20 protein-coding genes and 1 tRNA gene are annotated in these 16,299 nt (G+C 70.8%); 10 read left to right on the top strand and 11 right to left on the bottom strand.

What is annotated here, in order from left to right; all coding sequences use genetic code 11:
• Nucleotides 1-3: 3 nt before the first annotated feature.
• From OG371_RS06500 to OG371_RS06460, 9 genes are all read left to right on the top strand, one after another.
• On the top strand, nucleotides 4-954 hold the full coding sequence (locus OG371_RS06500; RefSeq protein WP_329066564.1) for a PLP-dependent cysteine synthase family protein: 951 nt from the start codon (nucleotides 4-6) through the stop codon (nucleotides 952-954).
• Nucleotides 951-1,667: an aspartate/glutamate racemase family protein gene (locus OG371_RS06495; protein WP_329066562.1), complete on the top strand. Its 717-nt coding sequence runs from the start codon at nucleotides 951-953 to the stop codon at nucleotides 1,665-1,667. Before OG371_RS06500 ends, OG371_RS06495 begins: the two co-directional genes overlap by 4 nt.
• Before the next feature lie 130 nt (nucleotides 1,668-1,797).
• Nucleotides 1,798-2,469 (top strand): rhomboid family intramembrane serine protease, encoded by a 672-nt coding sequence (locus OG371_RS06490; RefSeq protein WP_329066560.1) that lies wholly within the window; start codon nucleotides 1,798-1,800, stop codon nucleotides 2,467-2,469.
• On the top strand, nucleotides 2,466-3,266 hold the full coding sequence (gene murI / locus OG371_RS06485; protein ID WP_329066558.1) for a glutamate racemase: 801 nt from the start codon (nucleotides 2,466-2,468) through the stop codon (nucleotides 3,264-3,266). Before OG371_RS06490 ends, murI begins: the two co-directional genes overlap by 4 nt.
• A 30-nt stretch (nucleotides 3,267-3,296) precedes the next feature.
• On the top strand, nucleotides 3,297-4,064 hold the full coding sequence (locus tag OG371_RS06480) for an MBL fold metallo-hydrolase (protein ID WP_329066556.1): 768 nt from the start codon (nucleotides 3,297-3,299) through the stop codon (nucleotides 4,062-4,064).
• 38 nt (nucleotides 4,065-4,102) lie between these two features.
• Nucleotides 4,103-4,879, top strand: coding sequence for a ribonuclease PH (rph, locus tag OG371_RS06475; RefSeq protein ID WP_329066554.1), 777 nt, complete (start codon nucleotides 4,103-4,105; stop codon nucleotides 4,877-4,879).
• Nucleotides 4,876-5,484: an RdgB/HAM1 family non-canonical purine NTP pyrophosphatase gene (gene rdgB / locus OG371_RS06470; protein ID WP_329066551.1), complete on the top strand. Its 609-nt coding sequence runs from the start codon at nucleotides 4,876-4,878 to the stop codon at nucleotides 5,482-5,484. The genes rph and rdgB overlap by 4 nt, the downstream gene beginning before the upstream one ends.
• Nucleotides 5,485-5,571: 87 nt before the next feature.
• Nucleotides 5,572-6,270: a response regulator transcription factor gene (locus OG371_RS06465; protein ID WP_329066550.1), complete on the top strand. Its 699-nt coding sequence runs from the start codon at nucleotides 5,572-5,574 to the stop codon at nucleotides 6,268-6,270.
• Nucleotides 6,260-8,020 (top strand): sensor histidine kinase, encoded by a 1,761-nt coding sequence (locus tag OG371_RS06460; RefSeq protein ID WP_329066548.1) that lies wholly within the window; start codon nucleotides 6,260-6,262, stop codon nucleotides 8,018-8,020. The genes OG371_RS06465 and OG371_RS06460 overlap by 11 nt, the downstream gene beginning before the upstream one ends.
• 58 nt (nucleotides 8,021-8,078) lie before the next feature.
• Here the strand turns inward: OG371_RS06460 and OG371_RS06455 are convergent, their stop codons facing one another.
• The 9 genes from OG371_RS06455 to OG371_RS06415 form a co-directional block, all read right to left on the bottom strand.
• On the bottom strand, nucleotides 8,079-9,134 hold the full coding sequence (locus OG371_RS06455) for an integrase core domain-containing protein (RefSeq protein ID WP_329066546.1): 1,056 nt from the start codon (nucleotides 9,132-9,134) through the stop codon (nucleotides 8,079-8,081).
• Nucleotides 9,135-9,396: 262 nt separating this feature from the next.
• Nucleotides 9,397-9,870, bottom strand: a complete 474-nt coding sequence (bcp, locus tag OG371_RS06450; RefSeq protein WP_329066544.1) for a thioredoxin-dependent thiol peroxidase — start codon at nucleotides 9,868-9,870, stop codon at nucleotides 9,397-9,399.
• Between the two features lie 15 nt (nucleotides 9,871-9,885).
• Nucleotides 9,886-10,491, bottom strand: a complete 606-nt coding sequence (locus OG371_RS06445) for a hypothetical protein (protein ID WP_442876084.1) — start codon at nucleotides 10,489-10,491, stop codon at nucleotides 9,886-9,888.
• A 111-nt stretch (nucleotides 10,492-10,602) separates the two neighbouring features.
• Nucleotides 10,603-10,785 carry a hypothetical protein gene (locus OG371_RS06440; RefSeq protein ID WP_091611324.1) on the bottom strand — a complete coding sequence of 61 codons (183 nt, stop codon included), beginning with the start codon at nucleotides 10,783-10,785 and terminating at the stop codon, nucleotides 10,603-10,605.
• Between the two features lie 116 nt (nucleotides 10,786-10,901).
• A complete protein-coding gene (locus OG371_RS06435) occupies nucleotides 10,902-11,276 on the bottom strand; it encodes a type II toxin-antitoxin system death-on-curing family toxin (protein ID WP_329066540.1) in 375 nt (124 codons plus the stop codon).
• Nucleotides 11,273-11,476 carry a plasmid mobilization protein gene (locus OG371_RS06430; protein ID WP_329066538.1) on the bottom strand — a complete coding sequence of 68 codons (204 nt, stop codon included), beginning with the start codon at nucleotides 11,474-11,476 and terminating at the stop codon, nucleotides 11,273-11,275. The genes OG371_RS06435 and OG371_RS06430 overlap by 4 nt, the downstream gene beginning before the upstream one ends.
• Nucleotides 11,477-11,524: 48 nt before the next feature.
• Nucleotides 11,525-12,040 carry a GNAT family N-acetyltransferase gene (locus tag OG371_RS06425; protein WP_329066536.1) on the bottom strand — a complete coding sequence of 172 codons (516 nt, stop codon included), beginning with the start codon at nucleotides 12,038-12,040 and terminating at the stop codon, nucleotides 11,525-11,527.
• Nucleotides 12,041-12,135: 95 nt separating this feature from the next.
• Nucleotides 12,136-13,005 carry an LLM class flavin-dependent oxidoreductase gene (locus OG371_RS06420; RefSeq protein ID WP_329066534.1) on the bottom strand — a complete coding sequence of 290 codons (870 nt, stop codon included), beginning with the start codon at nucleotides 13,003-13,005 and terminating at the stop codon, nucleotides 12,136-12,138.
• 549 nt (nucleotides 13,006-13,554) lie between these two features.
• Nucleotides 13,555-13,628 (bottom strand) — tRNA-Leu (locus OG371_RS06415).
• Nucleotides 13,629-13,749: 121 nt separating this feature from the next.
• On the opposite strand from OG371_RS06415, the gene OG371_RS06410 reads away from it, so the two are divergent.
• Entirely contained in the window at nucleotides 13,750-13,971 is a 222-nt protein-coding gene (locus OG371_RS06410) for a DUF3618 domain-containing protein (RefSeq protein ID WP_329066532.1), read from the top strand.
• Nucleotides 13,972-14,419: 448 nt separating this feature from the next.
• Here OG371_RS06410 and OG371_RS47345 read toward each other — a convergent pair whose 3' ends face one another.
• Nucleotides 14,420-15,085 carry a hypothetical protein gene (locus OG371_RS47345; RefSeq protein ID WP_442876083.1) on the bottom strand — a complete coding sequence of 222 codons (666 nt, stop codon included), beginning with the start codon at nucleotides 15,083-15,085 and terminating at the stop codon, nucleotides 14,420-14,422.
• A gap of 214 nt (nucleotides 15,086-15,299) precedes the next feature.
• Nucleotides 15,300-15,899, bottom strand: a complete 600-nt coding sequence (locus OG371_RS06400) for a TetR/AcrR family transcriptional regulator (RefSeq protein ID WP_329066530.1) — start codon at nucleotides 15,897-15,899, stop codon at nucleotides 15,300-15,302.
• Between the last annotated feature and the right edge of the window lie 400 nt (nucleotides 15,900-16,299).

Here is a 16,299-nt window from a genome sequence, read left to right as displayed (position 1 = left end):
TCCATGGCCCGCTACGAGTCGCTCCTGGACGCCCTCGGCGGCACCCCGCTGGTGGGGTTGCCCCGGCTTTCCCCGACGCACGACGTGCGGCTGTGGGCGAAGCTCGAGGACCGCAACCCGACCGGTTCGATCAAGGACCGCCCCGCGCTGGCGATGATCGAGGCCGCCGAGCGTGAGGGGCGGCTGCGGCGCGGCTCCACGATCCTGGAGCCGACCTCGGGCAACACCGGCATCTCGCTGGCCATGGCCGCCAAGCTCAAGGGCTACGGGCTGGTCTGCGTGATGCCGGAGAACACCTCGATCGAACGCAAGCAGCTGCTGCAGGCGTACGGCGCGAGGATCGTGTTCTCACCCGCCGCGGGCGGCTCGAACGAGGCCGTCCGCCGCGCGAAGGAGCTGGCGGAGCAGAACCCGGAGTGGGTGATGCTCTACCAGTACGGCAACCCGGCCAACGCGGACGCGCACTACCGCGGCACGGGCCCGGAGCTGCTGAAGGACCTGCCGACGGTGACGCACTTCGTCGGCGGCCTCGGCACGACCGGGACTCTCGTGGGCGTCGGGCGCTACCTGCACGAGGCGAAGCCGGACGTGCAGATCATCGCGGCCGAGCCGCGGTACGGCGAGCTGGTGTACGGCCTGCGCAACCTCGACGAGGGGTTTGTGCCGGAGCTGTACGACCCCAGCGTGCTGAACAGCCGCTACTCCGTTGGCGCGTACGACGCGCTTCGCCGCACTCGTGAGCTGCTGGAGCACGAAGGCATCTTCGCGGGCATCTCGACGGGCGCGGTGCTGCACGCGGCGCTCGCCGTCGCGGAGAAGGCGGCGGCGAAGGGCGAGCCTGCCGACGTCGCGTTCGTCGTGGCCGACGCGGGCTGGAAATACCTCTCGACGGGCGCGTACTCCGGTTCCCTGGACGAGGCCGCGGCGCGGCTGGACGGGCAGCTCTGGGCGTGAAGGTCGTCGGCCTGCTGGGCGGCATGAGCTGGGAGTCCTCGGCCGAGTACTACCGGCTGGCCAACGAGCGGGTGAAGGCCGCTCTGGGCGGCTTCCACTCCGCGCGGGTGGTGCTCTACTCGGTCGACTTCGCCGAGGTCGAGGCCATGCAGGCGCAGGACCGCTGGGACGACGCGGGCGCGCTGCTCGGCGACGCCGCCCGAAAGCTGGAGGCGGCGGGCGCGGACGTCGTGGTGCTCTGCACGAACACGATGCACCAGGTCGCCGACCGGATCGTCGATGGCCTCGGCATCCCGCTGCTGCACCTGGCCGACACCACGGCGTCGGCGATCCGCGCCGCGGGCGTTTCTCGCGTCGGGCTGCTGGGCACCGCGTTCACCATGAGCCGGCCGTTCTACCGCGAACGCCTGGCCGCACACGGGCTGGACGTGCTGGTGCCGTCTCCGGAAGACCAGGCGCTGGTGCACCGGATCATCTACGACGAGCTGGTGCAGGGCGTCGTCCGCGCGGAGTCGCGCGAGGCTTACCGCGGCGTGATCCGGCGGCTGGTCGAGGCCGGCGCGGAAGGCGTCATCTACGGCTGCACGGAGATCGAGCTGCTCGTGGACGCCACGGACAGCCCGGTGCCGTCCTTCCCGACCACGCGGCTGCACGCGGAGGCGGCGGTCGACTGGGCACTAGGCCTGGTGCCGCTGCCCCTTCCGCCCTCGTGAGCGGCGCCGTCAAGGCCTCCTTACCCGCGTCCCACGCAGGTAAGGAGGCCTTAGCGGCGGTTGTCCCGGGGCCGAGTATCAGGGATTTCACCCGAGGCGCGATGTACCAGGACCGTCGTAACCTGGACAAGTGAGCACACCACTGTCTCCTCTGCCCGCGCCGTCCGGTGACCAGCCCACCGACGTGGCGAAGCGGATCCTGCCGCCGAACCCGAAGGCGGCGGCGATCGTGGCGCTGTCGTTCACCTTGGTCCTGTACCTGGTGGAGCTGATCGACGTGATCCTCCCGGCGAACCTGGACCACGGCGGCATCGTGTCGCGGCGGCTGTCCGGGCTCGACGGGATCCTCTGGGCGCCGCTGCTGCACGCGAACTGGTCGCACCTGTTCTCGAACACGGTGCCGGTGCTGGTGTTCTCCTTCCTGGCCATGGCGGCGGGCATCGGGCGCTGGGCCGTGGTCACGGCGATCATCTGGGTGATCTCCGGCGTCGGCGTGTGGCTGGTCGGGCCGGCCAACACCTACACCGTGGGTGCTTCCGGGCTCGCCTTCGGCTGGCTGGCCTACCTGCTGGTGCGCGGCATCTTCAACCGCGCGGTCGGCCAGATCCTGGTGGCCGTGGTGCTGCTCGGCATCTGGAGCGGCATGCTCTGGGGCCTGTTGCCGGGCAACACCGGCATCTCCTGGCAGGGCCACCTGTTCGGCGCGCTGGCCGGCATCCTCGCGGCCTGGCTGACCTCGCGCGGCGATCGCAGGGGCGCCAAGGCCATCCCGGCGGCGCCCGGCGGTAACCTCGGGGTGTGACCTCCCCGGACGCGCCCATCGGTGTTTTCGACTCCGGCGTCGGCGGTCTCACCGTCGCCCGCTCGATCCTGGAGCTGCTGCCGTCGGAGCAGCTTCGCTACGTCGGCGACACCGCGCACAACCCGTACGGCCCACTGCCCATCGCCACGGCCCGTGAGTACGCGCTGGCGGCGCTCGACGACCTCGTCGAAGGCGGCGTGAAGGCCCTCGTGATCGCCTGCAACACCGCTTCGGCCGCCTGTCTGCGCGACGCTCGCGAGCGTTATGACGTGCCGGTGATCGAGGTCGTGCTGCCCGCCGCGCGCCGCGCCGTGGTGGCCACGCACTCGAAGCGCGTCGGGGTCATCGGCACGGAGGGAACGGTCCGCTCACGCGCGTACGAAGACGCCTTCGCCGCGGCGCCCGACGTGAAGCTCACGAGTGTCGCGTGCCCGCGCTTCGTCGACTTCGTCGAGCGCGGCATCACTTCCGGACGCCAGGTGCTCGGGCTCGCGCAGGGTTACCTGGAACCGTTGCTGGACGCCGAAGTGGACACTCTGGTGCTCGGCTGCACGCACTACCCGCTGTTGTCCGGGGTGCTGCAGATCGTGATGGGCCAAGAGGTCACGCTCGTCTCCAGCGCCGACGAGACGGCCAAGGACCTGTTCCGCGTGCTCACCGAACTCGACCTGCTGTCCGAGCGGGACACCCCGCCGCAGCACGAGTTCCTGGCCACCGGCTCGCCGGAGCCGTTCACCCGCCTCGCCCAGCGCTTCATGGGCTTCGCGCCGGGTGTCCTCGCTCCCACCAGCGCGTAGAACCGGCCGGGGAAGTTTAGGCTGAGGGACGTGCGACTGACGATCCTCGGGTGCTCGGGCAGCATTCCCGGGCCGAACACCGCAGCCTCCGGTTACCTGCTGGAGGCGGAGGGGTTCCAGCTCGGGCTCGAACTCGGCAACGGCGCGTTCGCCCAGCTCCAGACGGTGCTGGACCCGTTCGACCTGGACGCGCTGGTCCTTTCGCACCTGCACTCGGACCACTGCGCGGACGTCAACGCGCTCACCGTGCTGCGCCGCTACCACCCCGCGCCGCCGTACCCGGCCCGGCCGCAGCGGCTGCCGTTGTACGGGCCGCCGGATGCGCCTTCGCGCCTCGCTCACCTGTACGCCGCAGACGCGGATGAGCGGGCCGGCGCCGACCTCTCGGACGTCTACGAGTTCCATGCGCTGCGCGAAGAACGGCTGTCGATCGGCCCGTTCGAGGTCACCGCTGTCGCCGTGCACCATCCGACGCCGGCGTTCGGGCTGCGCGTCTCCTACGGCGGCCGGATCCTCGCGTACACCGGTGACACCGGCCCGTGCGCCGCGCTCGGCGAGCTGGCCGACGGCGTCGACGTGCTGCTGTCCGAAGCCTCCTGGACCGACGCGGCCGACCGCCCCGGCGGCGTCCACCTCTCCGGCAAGCAGGCGGGCGAGCTGGCCAAGGACGCCGGCGTCGGGCGGCTGCTGCTCACCCACATCGCGCCGTGGACCGACCGGGGCGCGGTGCTCGCCGAGGCCTCGGCGGTGTTCCCGGACACCGAAGCCGTGCGGCAGGGCTCGGTCTACGACATCTGAACGGCAGACTGTCGGTGCCACGTTCTAGAGTGCACCGCGTGTCGAGAAAAGATGGCAGGAACGACGACCAGCTCCGCGAAGTCAAGATCACCCGCGGCTTCCAGAAGTGGCCCGCCGGTTCGGTGCTGATCGAGTTCGGCAACACCCGGGTGCTGTGCGCGGCCAGCGTCACCGAGGGCGTGCCGCGCTGGCGGGCCGGGTCCGGGCTGGGCTGGGTCACGGCGGAGTACGCGATGCTCCCGTCGGCGACCAACACCCGTGGCGACCGCGAGTCGGTCAAGGGCCGCATCGGCGGGCGCACCCACGAGATCTCCCGGCTGATCGGCCGGTCCCTGCGCGCCTGCATCGACCTCGCGGCGCTGGGGGAGAACACGATCGTGATCGACTGCGACGTGATCCAGGCCGACGGCGGCACCCGCACGGCCGCGGTGACCGGCGGCTACGTCGCGCTCGCCGACGCCATCACCTGGCTCGGCGCGGCGAACCGGCTGAACGACCCGCAGCCGCTGTCGTCCTCGGTCGCCGCGATCAGCGTCGGCGTGGTGGACGGCCGGGTGCGCCTCGACCTGCCGTACGAGGAGGACTCGCGCGCGGAGGTCGACATGAACGTGGTGGCCACCGACGCCGGCACGATGATCGAGGTGCAGGGCACCGGCGAGGGCGCCACCTTCGCCCGGTCCACTTTGGACACCATGCTGGACATTGCGCTGGCCGGCTGCGCGGACCTGACCCGGATGCAGAACGAGGCGCTGGCGCTGCCGTACCCCGGCGAGCTGCCGGAGCCGCGCCCGGACCGCAAGAAGGGCTCGAAGTGACCCGGTTGCTGCTCGCCAGCCGCAACCAGAAGAAGCTGGGCGAGCTGCGGCGGATCCTCGAGGCCGAGGGCATCTCGGGCATCGAGGTCGTCGGGCTGAACGAGGTCGAGGAGTTCCCCGAGGCGCCGGAGACCGCGCCGGACTTCGAGGGCAACGCCGTGGCCAAGGCCCGCGACGCCGTGGCGGCCACCGGGCTGCCCGCGATCGCCGACGACTCGGGCCTGGCGGTCGACGCGCTGAACGGCATGCCGGGTGTGCTGTCCGCCCGCTGGTCCGGCCGGCACGGCGACGACGAGGCGAACCTCGACCTGGTGCTCGGCCAGCTCACCGACACCCCCGACGAACGCCGTGGCGCCGCCTTCGTGTGCGCTGCCGCGCTGGTCCTCCCGGGTGGTGAGGAGACGGTGGTCCGCGGCGAATGGCGCGGCACGCTGATCCGGGAACGCCGTGGCACCAACGGCTTCGGCTACGACCCGATCTTCGTCCCGGACGGCGGGGCGCGCACGTCCGCCGAGCTGCCGCCGGCCGAGAAGGACGCGTCGTCGCACCGTGGCCGGGCCCTGCGCGCACTGGTCCCGGACCTGCGCAAGCTCGCCGGTTCCTGAGGCCGCGGCCCGGCGAGGGCGTTCCGCTCGCCGGGCCCGCGAGCGGGGCCGCTCGCCCGGGGCCGCGGTGATCCATATGCTCGCTGCATGTGTGCTGACATCGTGCTGGCGGAGGACGACCCGAAACAAGCGGAGCTCGTCCGCCGCTACCTCGAGCGGGAGCGCCATTCGGTGGTGGTCGTGCCCGACGGCCGCGAGACGCTGGAGCTCGTCCGCCGCCGCCGGCCCGACCTGCTGGTGCTCGACGTCATGCTGCCCGGGCTGGACGGCCTCGAGGTCTGCCGGATCCTGCGCGCGGAGTCCGACGTGCCGGTGCTGATGCTCACCGCACGGTCCACAGAGGACGACCTGCTGCGCGGCCTCGACCTCGGCGCCGACGACTACATGACCAAGCCGTACAGCCCGCGTGAGCTGATGGCCCGAGTGCGGACCCTGTTGCGCCGCACCCATGCCGCGGAGCGGGACGCCGGGCCGATGCGCGTCGGCGCGCTGTCGGTGGACGTCGGGCGGCACGAGGTGAGCGTGAACGAGAAGCCGGTGGACACCACGCCGGGGGAATTCCGGCTGCTCGAGGTGATGGCCGCGCACCCGGACCAGGTGTTCACCCGCGGGCAGCTGCTGGAGCACCTGCACGGCTTCGACCGTTACATCACCCAGCGCGCGATCGACGTGCACGTGATGAACCTGCGCAAGAAGATCGAAGTGTCCCCGCGCAAGCCCGCGCGGCTGGTCACCGTCTACGGGGTCGGCTACAAGCTGACGGCGGGGCCGGCCGATGCGCCGTAGCCTGCTGATCCGCTGGATCGCGGTGTCGGCGCTGGTCGCGGTGGCCGCGATCGCGGCCACCGCGTGGCTCGCCGCGCAGACCACTTCGGGCGCGATCCAGCAGGAGCAGGGGCAGGTCTTCGCCGACGACGGCACCATCTACCAGGGCCTGCTGTCCTACGCCGCCACCCACCCGAACTGGGACGGCGCCGGCCCGGTGGTGCGGAAGTACGCCGACGCCACCGGCCGCCGCGTCGTGCTGACCACCCCGCAGGGCAAGGTGATCGCCAGCTCGGACCCGGACCCGGGCCGGCTGCCGGCGCAGCCGTCGGTGGTGATCGACCCGCTTTCGGTGGACCCGGGCCTCGGCGTCCCGTCGACGCCGGACCGGATCGACCCCGCCGCCGTCGGGCCGTACGAGCTGACTGCGCAAGAGAAGCAGGCGCTGATGAACGTCGCGCACAAAGTGCAGGCGTGCATGGAGCGCTACGCCGGCTTCGCCGACATCGAGGTCAGCCCGGGCGGGCACCCGCGCGTGACCGTGCAGGACCCGTTCGCGATGACCCGGTGCGGCGAGCTTTCCCTGGAGCAGCCCGTCGACACCGAGGAGGCCGCGCTGGACAAGCTGAACCAGCTCGTCAGCGCCTGCTTCGGCCGTAACGCGCAGTCCGGGGCCGCCGTCCAGCTCGCGCCGGTGACCTGGACGTTCGCGGGCCCGGTCTCCGGCGCGACCGACCCGGCCGCCCGCAACTGCGTGACCTCGGCCCGGCGTGAGCAGCTGACGCCGTACGTCGCGCCGGCCGCGTGGCTCTACATCACCGAAAAGGGCAGTGACCAGCCGCCGAGCGGGTTCACGCTGTCCGCGGAGAACCGGGTGCGCCTGGTCAAGGTGGCGGGCCTGATCCTGCTGCTCACCATCGTCGTCACCGGTCTCGCCTCGATCCGGCTGATCCGGCCGCTGCACGCGCTCACCGGCGCGGCCCAGCGGATGAAGGCGGGCGAAAGCGGCGCGCGGGTGCGGGTCCGGGGCAAGGACGAGATCGCGCGGCTGGCCGTCGCGTTCAACGACATGTCCGAGGCGCGCGAGCGGCTGGAGGCCGCGCGCAAGGCGATGGTCAGCGACGTCGCGCACGAGCTGCGCACGCCGTTGAGCAACATCCGCGGCTGGCTGGAGGCCACGCAGGACGGCATCAGCCGGCTCGACGACGAACTCGTCGCGTCACTGCTGGAGGAGGCGCTGCACCTGCAGCACATCGTCGACGACCTGCAGGACCTGGCGCTCGCCGACGCCGGCTCCCTGCGCGTGCACCCGGAGCCGATCGACGCGAACGTGCTCCTCACCCAGCTGGCCGCGGCCCACGCCCAGCGCGCCGACGCGGCGGGCGTCCGGCTGACCGTCCCGCTGATGGCCGAGCCCGAGCTGACCGCGGACCCGGTGCGGCTGCGCCAATCCCTCGACAACCTCGTGTCCAACGCGGTGCGGCACACCCCGAGCGGCGGCTCGGTCACCGTGACCGGCCGACGCGACGGCGGCGACGTCGTCTTCGAGGTGGCCGACACCGGCGTCGGCATCGCGCCCGAGGACCTGCCGCACGTGTTCGACCGGTTCTGGCGTGCGGACCGGTCCCGCACCCGCGGCTCCGGCGGCAGCGGGCTGGGCCTGGCCATCGTCCGCAACCTGGCCGAAGCGCACGGCGGCACCGCGGCGGTCACCAGCACCCCGGACCACGGCTCGACGTTCACGCTCCGCTTCCCCATGAACGGCTCGTGAGTGGCTATGACGGTTAGAACCGGTTGTCATGTTTCAGGACTTCGTGAACAGATGTGTTTCAGGACTTCGTGGACGGTTTGTGGCTGGTCAGTGGTTGGTAGCGTACTGATCGGTCGAGGGTGAGGTGGCGGGCGACGGTGTTGTTGATCATGACGGTGACGCGGTCGCCTTGCCAGTAAACGGTCGCGGTGTGGCCGGCCCAGGCGCGGCCCAGGACGATGGAGCAGCCGGAGAAGGCGATCACGCCGGTGGTGGAGACGGGGCGGGTGGTGACGCCGCTGGGCCGGTGGGCGGCGGTGCTGGGGGCGGTTTTGGGGGTGGCGTCGTAGCGTTGCTGCGGGGTTTCGCCGTCCAGGCTTTGGTGGCGGCGGTGGTTGTAGATCGTCCGGTACTCGTCGAGAAGTTGTTGCATCTCGGGCACCGTGGTGGGCGTGGGCCGGGCGCGGAGCCATTTTTGCAGGGTTTGGTGGGAGCGTTCGTTTTTCCCGCAGGTCTGCGGGTGATAGACCGAGGAGGCGATGGCGGCCACGCCTCGTTCGGCGAGGTGGCGTTCCAGCTCGGCCGTCCTCCCGCGGTGTTTGCCGGAGAAGGCCAGTCCGTTGTCGGACAGCACTTTCACGGGCAGGCCGTAGCCGGCGAAGGCGTGTTGCAGCGCGGTCCAGGTGTCGGCGCCGTTCTCGCTGGCCGCGGCGTAGGAGCCGACGTCGAGGCGGGAGTGGTCGTCGAGGATCTGGATGATGCAGACCTTGGTGCCATCGGCGAGGTAGTGCTCCATGCCGTCGATCTGCCAGCAGCCGTTGGGGTCGGCGTATTCGAACCGGCGCCGGGTCCGGGGCTTCTTGCGGGGTTCCGGGACGATCTGGCCGTGCTCGCACAGGATTCGGTAGACCGCGGACTGCGACGGCAGCGGGGTGACCCCGGTGTCCTCGAGCCGCCAGCGGATGGAGATCGGCCCGTTGTCCAGGCCCTCACCGGCTAGTTCTTTGCGCGCTCGCAGCACCGCCTCGGCCACCCCGGCGCCCAGAGCCCTCGGATGGTGGTGCGGGGCGGTGCTGCGGCGGGTGAACCCGTCCGCGCCCTCGGCCCGGAACCGGGCCAGGTACTTGTGGAACACCCCCGGGACACGCCGTGCTCGCGGCAGAACCGCGCAATGTTGACCTTCTCGCCCGCCGCGACCTGCGCGACCGCGGCAACGAACTCAGGATCCATCGAAAACCCTGCTCTGCCCATCGCCGCATGATCACCACACACGCCCTGGTCACCACGCCGACAGGCCGGTCAGTGTCCACGATGTCCTGAAACATCAACTGTCCACGAAGTCCTGAACTGCAACAGACGGTTAGAACCGGTCTAAACACTCACGAGCCTGGTACAGGTCAGGCCGCCAGGCCGAGGTCCTTGATCAGCTTCGCGACGTGCCCGGTGGCGCGGACGTTGTAGAGCGCCTTCGCGATCTTGCCCTCGGCGTCCACGATGAACGTGGAGCGGATGACGCCCTGCACCACTCGGCCGTAGTTCTTCTTCTCGCCGAACGCGCCCCACGCGGTGAGCACCGTCTTGTCCGGGTCCGAAAGCAGCGGGAAGGTCAGCTGCTCGGCCGCGACGAACTTGGCGAGCTTCTCCGGCTTGTCCGGCGAGACGCCCAGCACCTGGTAACCGGCGTCGTTCAGCTCGGCCAGGTTGTCGCGGAAGTCGCAGGCCTGCTTGGTGCAGCCCGGCGTGCCGGCGGCGGGGTAGAAGTACACGACCACGGCCTGGCCGCGGAAGTCGCTCAACGAGACGTCCTTGCCCGTGCTGTCGGACAGGGTGAAGTCGGGGGCGGCGTCGCCCTGGGAAAGTCGCTCGGTCATGACTCCGAGACTAATTCAGGCGTCGCCGCAGTACGTGACCACGCCAGGCTCGGCGCCGCTGGGCCGCAGCTGCACCTTGAGCTGCGTGGTCTGCGCGGGCACGGCGAACGCGAGGGTCATCTGCGCCGTGCGGCCGGACTGAAGGTCCTTGCCCGCGTCGAAGATGCCGTTCAACCCCTGCGTGGCGTCCACGACCTGCTTGGCCGGCCGTCCGGCGATGGTCGCCGTGACCGCGAGGCCGGACAGTTTGTACGCATCGGCGCCGTTGTTCGTCACCGCGATGTCGAACGACGCCGCTCGCGGGCTACGCGGATATGCCGCCGGGCTCGGCTGGAACGACTGCGGGGCCGAAACGGAGATCGTGATGCCGCTGGCGAACCGGTGCTCGGCGCCGAACTGCAGTTCGTTCGAGGACTGCGCGGCCGCCGCCTTCGCCGGGGCGCCGCCACCGCCGAGCGCCGCCGTGCCCTCGCGCGCGTCGACCCCGCAGGCCGCCACCCCGAACAGCAGGAAGGCGGACAGCAACAGCTTCGGGGTGCGCGCGGGCGCCATCGCGGGGTACTCCAGTCGGGGTGTGTGCGGGGGCCGTTCGGCGTAGCTGCCGAAGCGGACCCGCTCCACTGTGGCCGTACATGCACGTGCGCGCGGGCGAAGACGCGCACCTGGTGTCGACCCGTGGCCGATCCGTGACCGAAAGGGCACACCGGGTGACAGTCGTCACCGAAACGCCACTTAAACGGCGAAGGCGAACAGGAGGATGAAGACTGCGACGCCCGCGCCCCACGCGACCATCAGCCAGCCGAAGTCACGCACGGGGTCGACGGCGCGGCTCTCCTCGCCGGGGATGTAGACGCCGCGGTTCTCGAACCAGTCCGTCCACCGGCGGAGCCAGCTCAGCGGGCCGCCCTTCGCCACGGCGCACCTCCCCGTATTTCGCTTCGGATGGCCAGCCTACGGGTCCGGTGGCCGTGTGGTGAAGCAGCCGGTCCTTCGCGGGACCGTCTACTTAGGACTAAAGTGTGGCTTCGCGGCTAAGCGAAATCGGGGAGCCGGGCCGCGATGCGCGGCAGGTCGAGCCGGCCCTGGACGACGTCGTGGACAAACGGCTCGGCCGCGTCCTCGTCCAGCGGCGCGCGCAGCGGGTGGTCGTTGAGGCCGAGGAAGAACCAGGTGGCGGTCCAGGCGAGGCGTTTGTTGCCGTCGATCAGGGGATGACCGCGGCCGAGGGACTCCATCAGCGCCGCGGCCTTCTCCCAGACGCCGGGGTAGGCGTCCTCACCGAACACACACGTCTGCGGCCGCGCGGCGGCGGACGCCAGGATGCCCGTGTCGCGCACCGCCAGCTCCCCGGTGACCACCCGCCGCGCGACGACCATCAGGTCGTGCACAGTGAGGTAGTCGATCACCGCGCGAGCCGTTCGTTGAGGCCGGTGCTGGCTTCGAGCACGTGGTCGAGCGCGGCGCAGCGCCGGCCTCCCCGCGAGGTCACGGCGACCATCAGCGTCTCGCGCACGAAGTCCTGCACGCTCCGTCCCGCGGCGGCGGCCTCCCGCTGGATCTCCTCGACCTCGTCGGCGGTGAACTCGACCGGAAGTGTCTGCCCCATGGGAAGACGATAGCCGTGCCGCGACCGCCCTGCTGCGGTGAAAAGTGCTCAGGCGCCCGTGACGGACCGCTCGAAGAAGGCCCAGTACTGCTGGAAGTCCGGGGGGATTTCGGTGCCCTGATAGTGGTCCCGCTCCACGAAGCCCCGCGATCGGTACAGGCCATGGGCGTCCTGCATGAAGCGCGCGGTGTCGAGCCGGATCGTCGAGGCGCCCAGCTCGGCCGCCTGGTCCAGCAGCCCGTCGAGCAGCCGGGACCCAACGTGCCGGCCGCGCCAGGCCGGGCGGACGTACATCCGCTTGAGCTCCACGATCCCCGGTTCCAGGGTCCGCAGCGCCCCGGCCCCGGCGAGGTCCCCGTCCGCGGTGACGGCGACCAGCAGGGCGCTCGACGGCTTGGCGTAATCGTCGAGACCGTCCCGCATCTGCGCGGGATCGGTGGGGGCGTCGAGACCGAAGGTGGCTCTGAACTGCTTGGTGGCCCAGGTCATGTACTCGACCATGAGGTCGCCGACCGCGTCCGCCTCCGCGGCGAGGTCGGCCGGGCGGACGAGAAGTGGTGACATGGCTGAAGGCTGCCACAAGCGTCGGCGGCCTGTGTCCGCAAGCCGGATCGCTACAACCTGGCCGCGTGAAATCCGGGCCGCTGCAACCTGTGCGGCTACAGAACGGGCGGCCCCTGCTCGATCCGGCGCAGGGTCGGCTCCAGGCGGGAGAGGTCTTCGCCGGTTTGGAGCTGGCGTTCGTCCCACCAGGTGGCGCCCGCGTCGGCCAGCGGTCCGATCAGGTCGCGGGCCTGGGCCCGATCACCCGGGCTGATCCCGCCGACGACCACCCCGAACGGCTCGTTCTCCCGTCCGTCACGATGCTGGCGGACGTAGCTGACCAGCTCGCGGACCTGGCCGGCCTGCGGAGCGCGCCCGTGCCCGGCGTCGGCGAACATCGGGACCACGCCGTCCCAGCGCGCGGCCCGGCGCATCGGCCGGCGGTGCGGCCAGTACCCGGCGATCCAGACCGGCGGGCGGGGGCGTTGCACCGAGGCGGGCAGCAATGTGACGTCGTGGACTTGGTAGTGCCGGCCCTGATGGTCCACCGGCTCGCCGGTCCAATAACGCTCCAGCAGGCCCAGGCCTTCGTCCAGCCGCTCGGCCAGCACCACCGGGTCGGTCGGCTCGCCGAAGCTGCCGAACTCGTCCGCGATCGGGCCGCCGAGGCCGGCGCTGAAGATCACCCGCCCGCCGCTCGCCGAGTCCAGGGTGGCCACCTGCCGGGCCAGCTGCTCCGGCCGTCGCCGCGCCACCGGGGTGACCAGCGTGCCCAGCTTGATCCGCGAAGTCGCCAGCGCGGCGGCGGTCAGCAGCATCCAAGGATCGCCGAACGGCTGTCCTTGGCGCTCGCGTTTGTCGTGCACCACGTGATCCCACACGAACAACGCGTCCCAGCCCGCCTGCTCGGCCGCCGCGGCCACCGCCGCGACCGTCCTGGCGTCGGCGAACTCCCCGAAGTTCGGAATGTTGATCGAAAAGCGCATGCCCCGATCGTGCTTCGCCGCGCAGGGCGGGGCAACCAGATATCGGCGCCGGGATCAGCGAACTGGATCTTGGACAGACCGACGGCGTCCAGCTCGAGGTTCGCCGGCTGGCCACCGGTGCTCTTCAGCTTGAGGTCGAACGCCGAGGCGCCGGCGTCGAGCACTGCCTGTAAGGCCGCACCGACCTGTCCCGGGGCCGGGTCCACCAGGACGGCCTTGCCGTCCTGGCGCTCACCGGACTGGTTCCGCAGGGCGCGTTGACCACCCAGATCGTGGCCGAGCTGGCTGGTGCCCGCGCACACCGTCCAGCGACACCTGAAGAGCATCTTCGACAAGACCGGCGTCCACTGCCGCGGCCGGCCAAGTCGTCTTCGCCCACGACGAGCCGCGATTTCGCGACAGCGAAGCTCGCAGCCTGCATAACAGATCCCTGTGCGGGCAGCCCTGGCCGCTGCCGTAGGCCAACTCCTCTGGGCGTGGCACGTTGGTGGCACAGGCCCCTGAGGGCCTTCCGGGCTGATAGTCGCCGTGCAGGTCAGAGCCTGCGAGTGGGGCCGGAGAGACTCGAACTCTCACTGGCACGGACCTAAACCGTGTGCCTCTGCCAATTGGGCTACGGCCCCCGGGAACCTCCGGGAATCGTAGCGTGCACCACGTTCGGGTCGGCTCGGCGTGGCCAGTGGCCGTCGTGGGCGGGGAGTCCTCTAACGTGGGCGCCTACAGTCCATGCGGCGAGGAGGGCACGTGGCTCGCGACCCCGAGACTATCGAGCGTGAGATCGAGCAGGCCAGGACCAACCTGGTGGCGACGCTCGACCAGCTGGGCACCAAGGCCAACCCGCAGAAGCTCGCGAACGCGGCCAAGGACGGCCTTCGCGCCAAGCTGGACAACCCGAAGGTCAAGTACCCCCTGATCGGCGCCGGCGCACTGATCGCCGTGCTGCTGGTTCGCAAACTGTTCCGCTGAGACCCCGCTGCCCCTGCGGCAGCTTCGCGGTCTGGCTGACGCGCCGGTCTGTGGCGGTTCGCTGGCACGCCGCGGCTTGGTGGCAGGTCCGCAGCCCTGCTTGAGATCCCGCTCGCACCGCGGCAGCTTCACGGTCTCGCCGACACCCGGCAATACTTCATGGCAGGTCCGCGGCGCAGTGGAGATCTCGCTTCGTCCTGCGCAGCTTTCGCAGTCTTGCTGAGACCCTGTGCTGCTTCGCGCGCCTGGCTGGGAACCCGCACCGCTAATTTGCGGACCGGCTGAAGGCAGCGCCGTTTCGTGGCATGCCCTAGGTCCCGCTCGGACTCCGCGGGCGAGCGGTTCTGTGAGGCTCTGCGCGCCCAGTGGTTCTACTGGGCGCGACTCTCTAGCGGGTCCGCGATCTCGGCGGGGCCCGCGATCCAGCCGAGGCTGGTGTTTGTACTGGTCAGGCGCGAGTTACCGGTGGCTTCGCCGAGGCACCCGCGGGGACGCCGGGACGGCTGGGCGCCTCGGGCTTGCGGTCCTCGACCTCCTTCGAGAGCTGCTTGCTCGACGGGAGCTGCGGCTTGGCCGCCCTCGGGGTCGCGGAGGCGGAAGCCTGGCCGGGCACGGACACCGAGTCGGCCGTGGCGTCGGCGTTCGCGGGGCCCTCGGCCGGAGTCGCGGAGGTCCCGGCCGAGGACGGGGCCCGGTCGACCGGAGTGGTGGCAGGCGCGGGACCGGCGGAGGCAGGACCAGCAGAAGTAGCACCGGCGGAGGCGGGATCTCCAGCCGCCGAACCCGCAGCCGCGTCACCAGCAGAAACCGCAGAACCAGCAGGCGCGGCACCAGCAGCGGACTTCGTCCCCGCGGGCGGGACCTGCAGGGGTTCGATCTCCGGGAGGGTCAGCCGGGCGGTCATGTAGGTGCTGGTGAACTCCAGCGCACTGCCGTTGAGCAGGTGCACGACCGTGGGTCGCCCGTCCGGGGCGACCTGTTCGACCAGCTGGTCGGCGCGGTCACGGGCAGCGATGATCCCCGGCGCCTTCGCCGACAGCTCCTTGCCCCGGCCGTTGACGGTGATCGTCCAGTCTTCGTCGTCGTGCAGGTACGTCGCTGTGATCGTCTCCACCACTGTCCCACCCCTCTCGTCATCAGCATGCGTTACTGGCCGGGACTCGGCCACCGCACGTTCATGACGCGATTTTCTGCTCCCCGCGACTCTCCATCAGTCTTTCTACAGTGTCATCGATACCGTAGGAAAACTCTGTGTCACAAGTAACGAGAGGGAATGAGCGCTGAGTGACGACCGAATGGCCTAATGCACGCGCATCTTCACGGGCGTCTCAGCGGCCCGGTCGTGACAGTCCGGACCAGAGCATGTCCATGGCGTAGCCGGTCGCCATTTCGGGGGTGACGTCGGGGAAGCGCTCGCACCAGATCGCGAGCCGCTCGCAGGCGCCGACGACGAGTTCGGCGGACGCTCCGGCGCGCATCTCGTCCTCGCTGTCGAGGTGGCCGCTCACCAGGGCCGCGATCAGGTCGGTCTGCTGGCGGCGGGTCTGCTCGATTTCGTCGGCCGCCGGCGTGCCGATCAAGGCCATTTCGTGCCGCAGCAGCGACCAGGCCTGACGGCGCTCGCGGATGAACACGAAAAACGCCAGCAATCCACGCCGCAGCGCCTCTTCCGCGGTCTCCGCGCCGACCGTCGCCCGCTCCGTGACCTCGCGCAACGCCGCCCGCGACTCCGCGATGCACGCCAGCAGCAAGCCCTCCTTCGAGCGGAAGTACTCGTACAGCATCGGCTTCGAGACGCCCACCAGCTCGGCGATCTCGTCCATCGAGGCCGCCGCGTAGCCGCGCTCGCTGAACACCCGCTCCGCGACCTCGAGCATCTGCCGTTCTCGCTCGGCTCGAGGCATGCGCTTGCGTTTCGCGGTGGTCACGGGAGCACTCTACCGGCGGTAACCTACTCTGAGTAAGTTCCCGGATCCGACGGGCAAGCGCACCGATCCGCCGCGAGGGCTGCTCGGCGGGGTGACAACAACTGGCGACGTCCACGGCCATCCGGTGCTCGGCGGCGCGAGGGGGACGTTCGCGCCGCCGAGCGGTCAGGGGTGGCCCGGCGGTCCGAGGGCAGACGGCCGCCGGGCGCGTTGCGGTGACCACTCGGCGTCGCCGGTGGCGGAGCGGGAACTTTCCAGTGGGCGGAGATCGACGTGATTCAGCGACAGAGGTCCGCTTGGTGCGGCGTCGGTGGCCTGCGCAGCGCCGAAGCCCGAGTGCCCGGCGGTGAAGGGGACTTCGCGGCCCTCGACGACGCGAAAGTCCCCCTCGTGCCAGACC

Origin of the sequence: Amycolatopsis sp. NBC_01480 (assembly GCF_036227205.1) — a bacterium.
In the GTDB taxonomy this organism is placed as follows: Bacteria; Actinomycetota; Actinomycetes; order Mycobacteriales; family Pseudonocardiaceae; genus Amycolatopsis.
The sequence above is the reverse complement of the archived record's forward strand: the minus strand, read 5'-3'. Positions and strand labels throughout refer to the sequence as shown.

Bases quoted from the DNA above. Each gene is read 5' to 3' on its own strand.
- OG371_RS06460 (WP_329066548.1), top strand. From the start codon at position 6,260: ATGCGCCGTAGCCTGCTGATCCGCTGGATCGCGGTGTCGGCGCTGGTC.
- OG371_RS06430 (WP_329066538.1), bottom strand. From the start codon at position 11,476: ATGGGGCAGACACTTCCGGTCGAGTTCACCGCCGACGAGGTCGAGGAG.
- bcp (WP_329066544.1), bottom strand. From the start codon at position 9,870: ATGACCGAGCGACTTTCCCAGGGCGACGCCGCCCCCGACTTCACCCTG.
- OG371_RS06425 (WP_329066536.1), bottom strand. From the start codon at position 12,040: ATGTCACCACTTCTCGTCCGCCCGGCCGACCTCGCCGCGGAGGCGGAC.
- OG371_RS06420 (WP_329066534.1), bottom strand. From the start codon at position 13,005: ATGCGCTTTTCGATCAACATTCCGAACTTCGGGGAGTTCGCCGACGCC.
- OG371_RS06500 (WP_329066564.1), top strand. From the start codon at position 4: ATGGCCCGCTACGAGTCGCTCCTGGACGCCCTCGGCGGCACCCCGCTG.
- OG371_RS06465 (WP_329066550.1), top strand. From the start codon at position 5,572: ATGTGTGCTGACATCGTGCTGGCGGAGGACGACCCGAAACAAGCGGAG.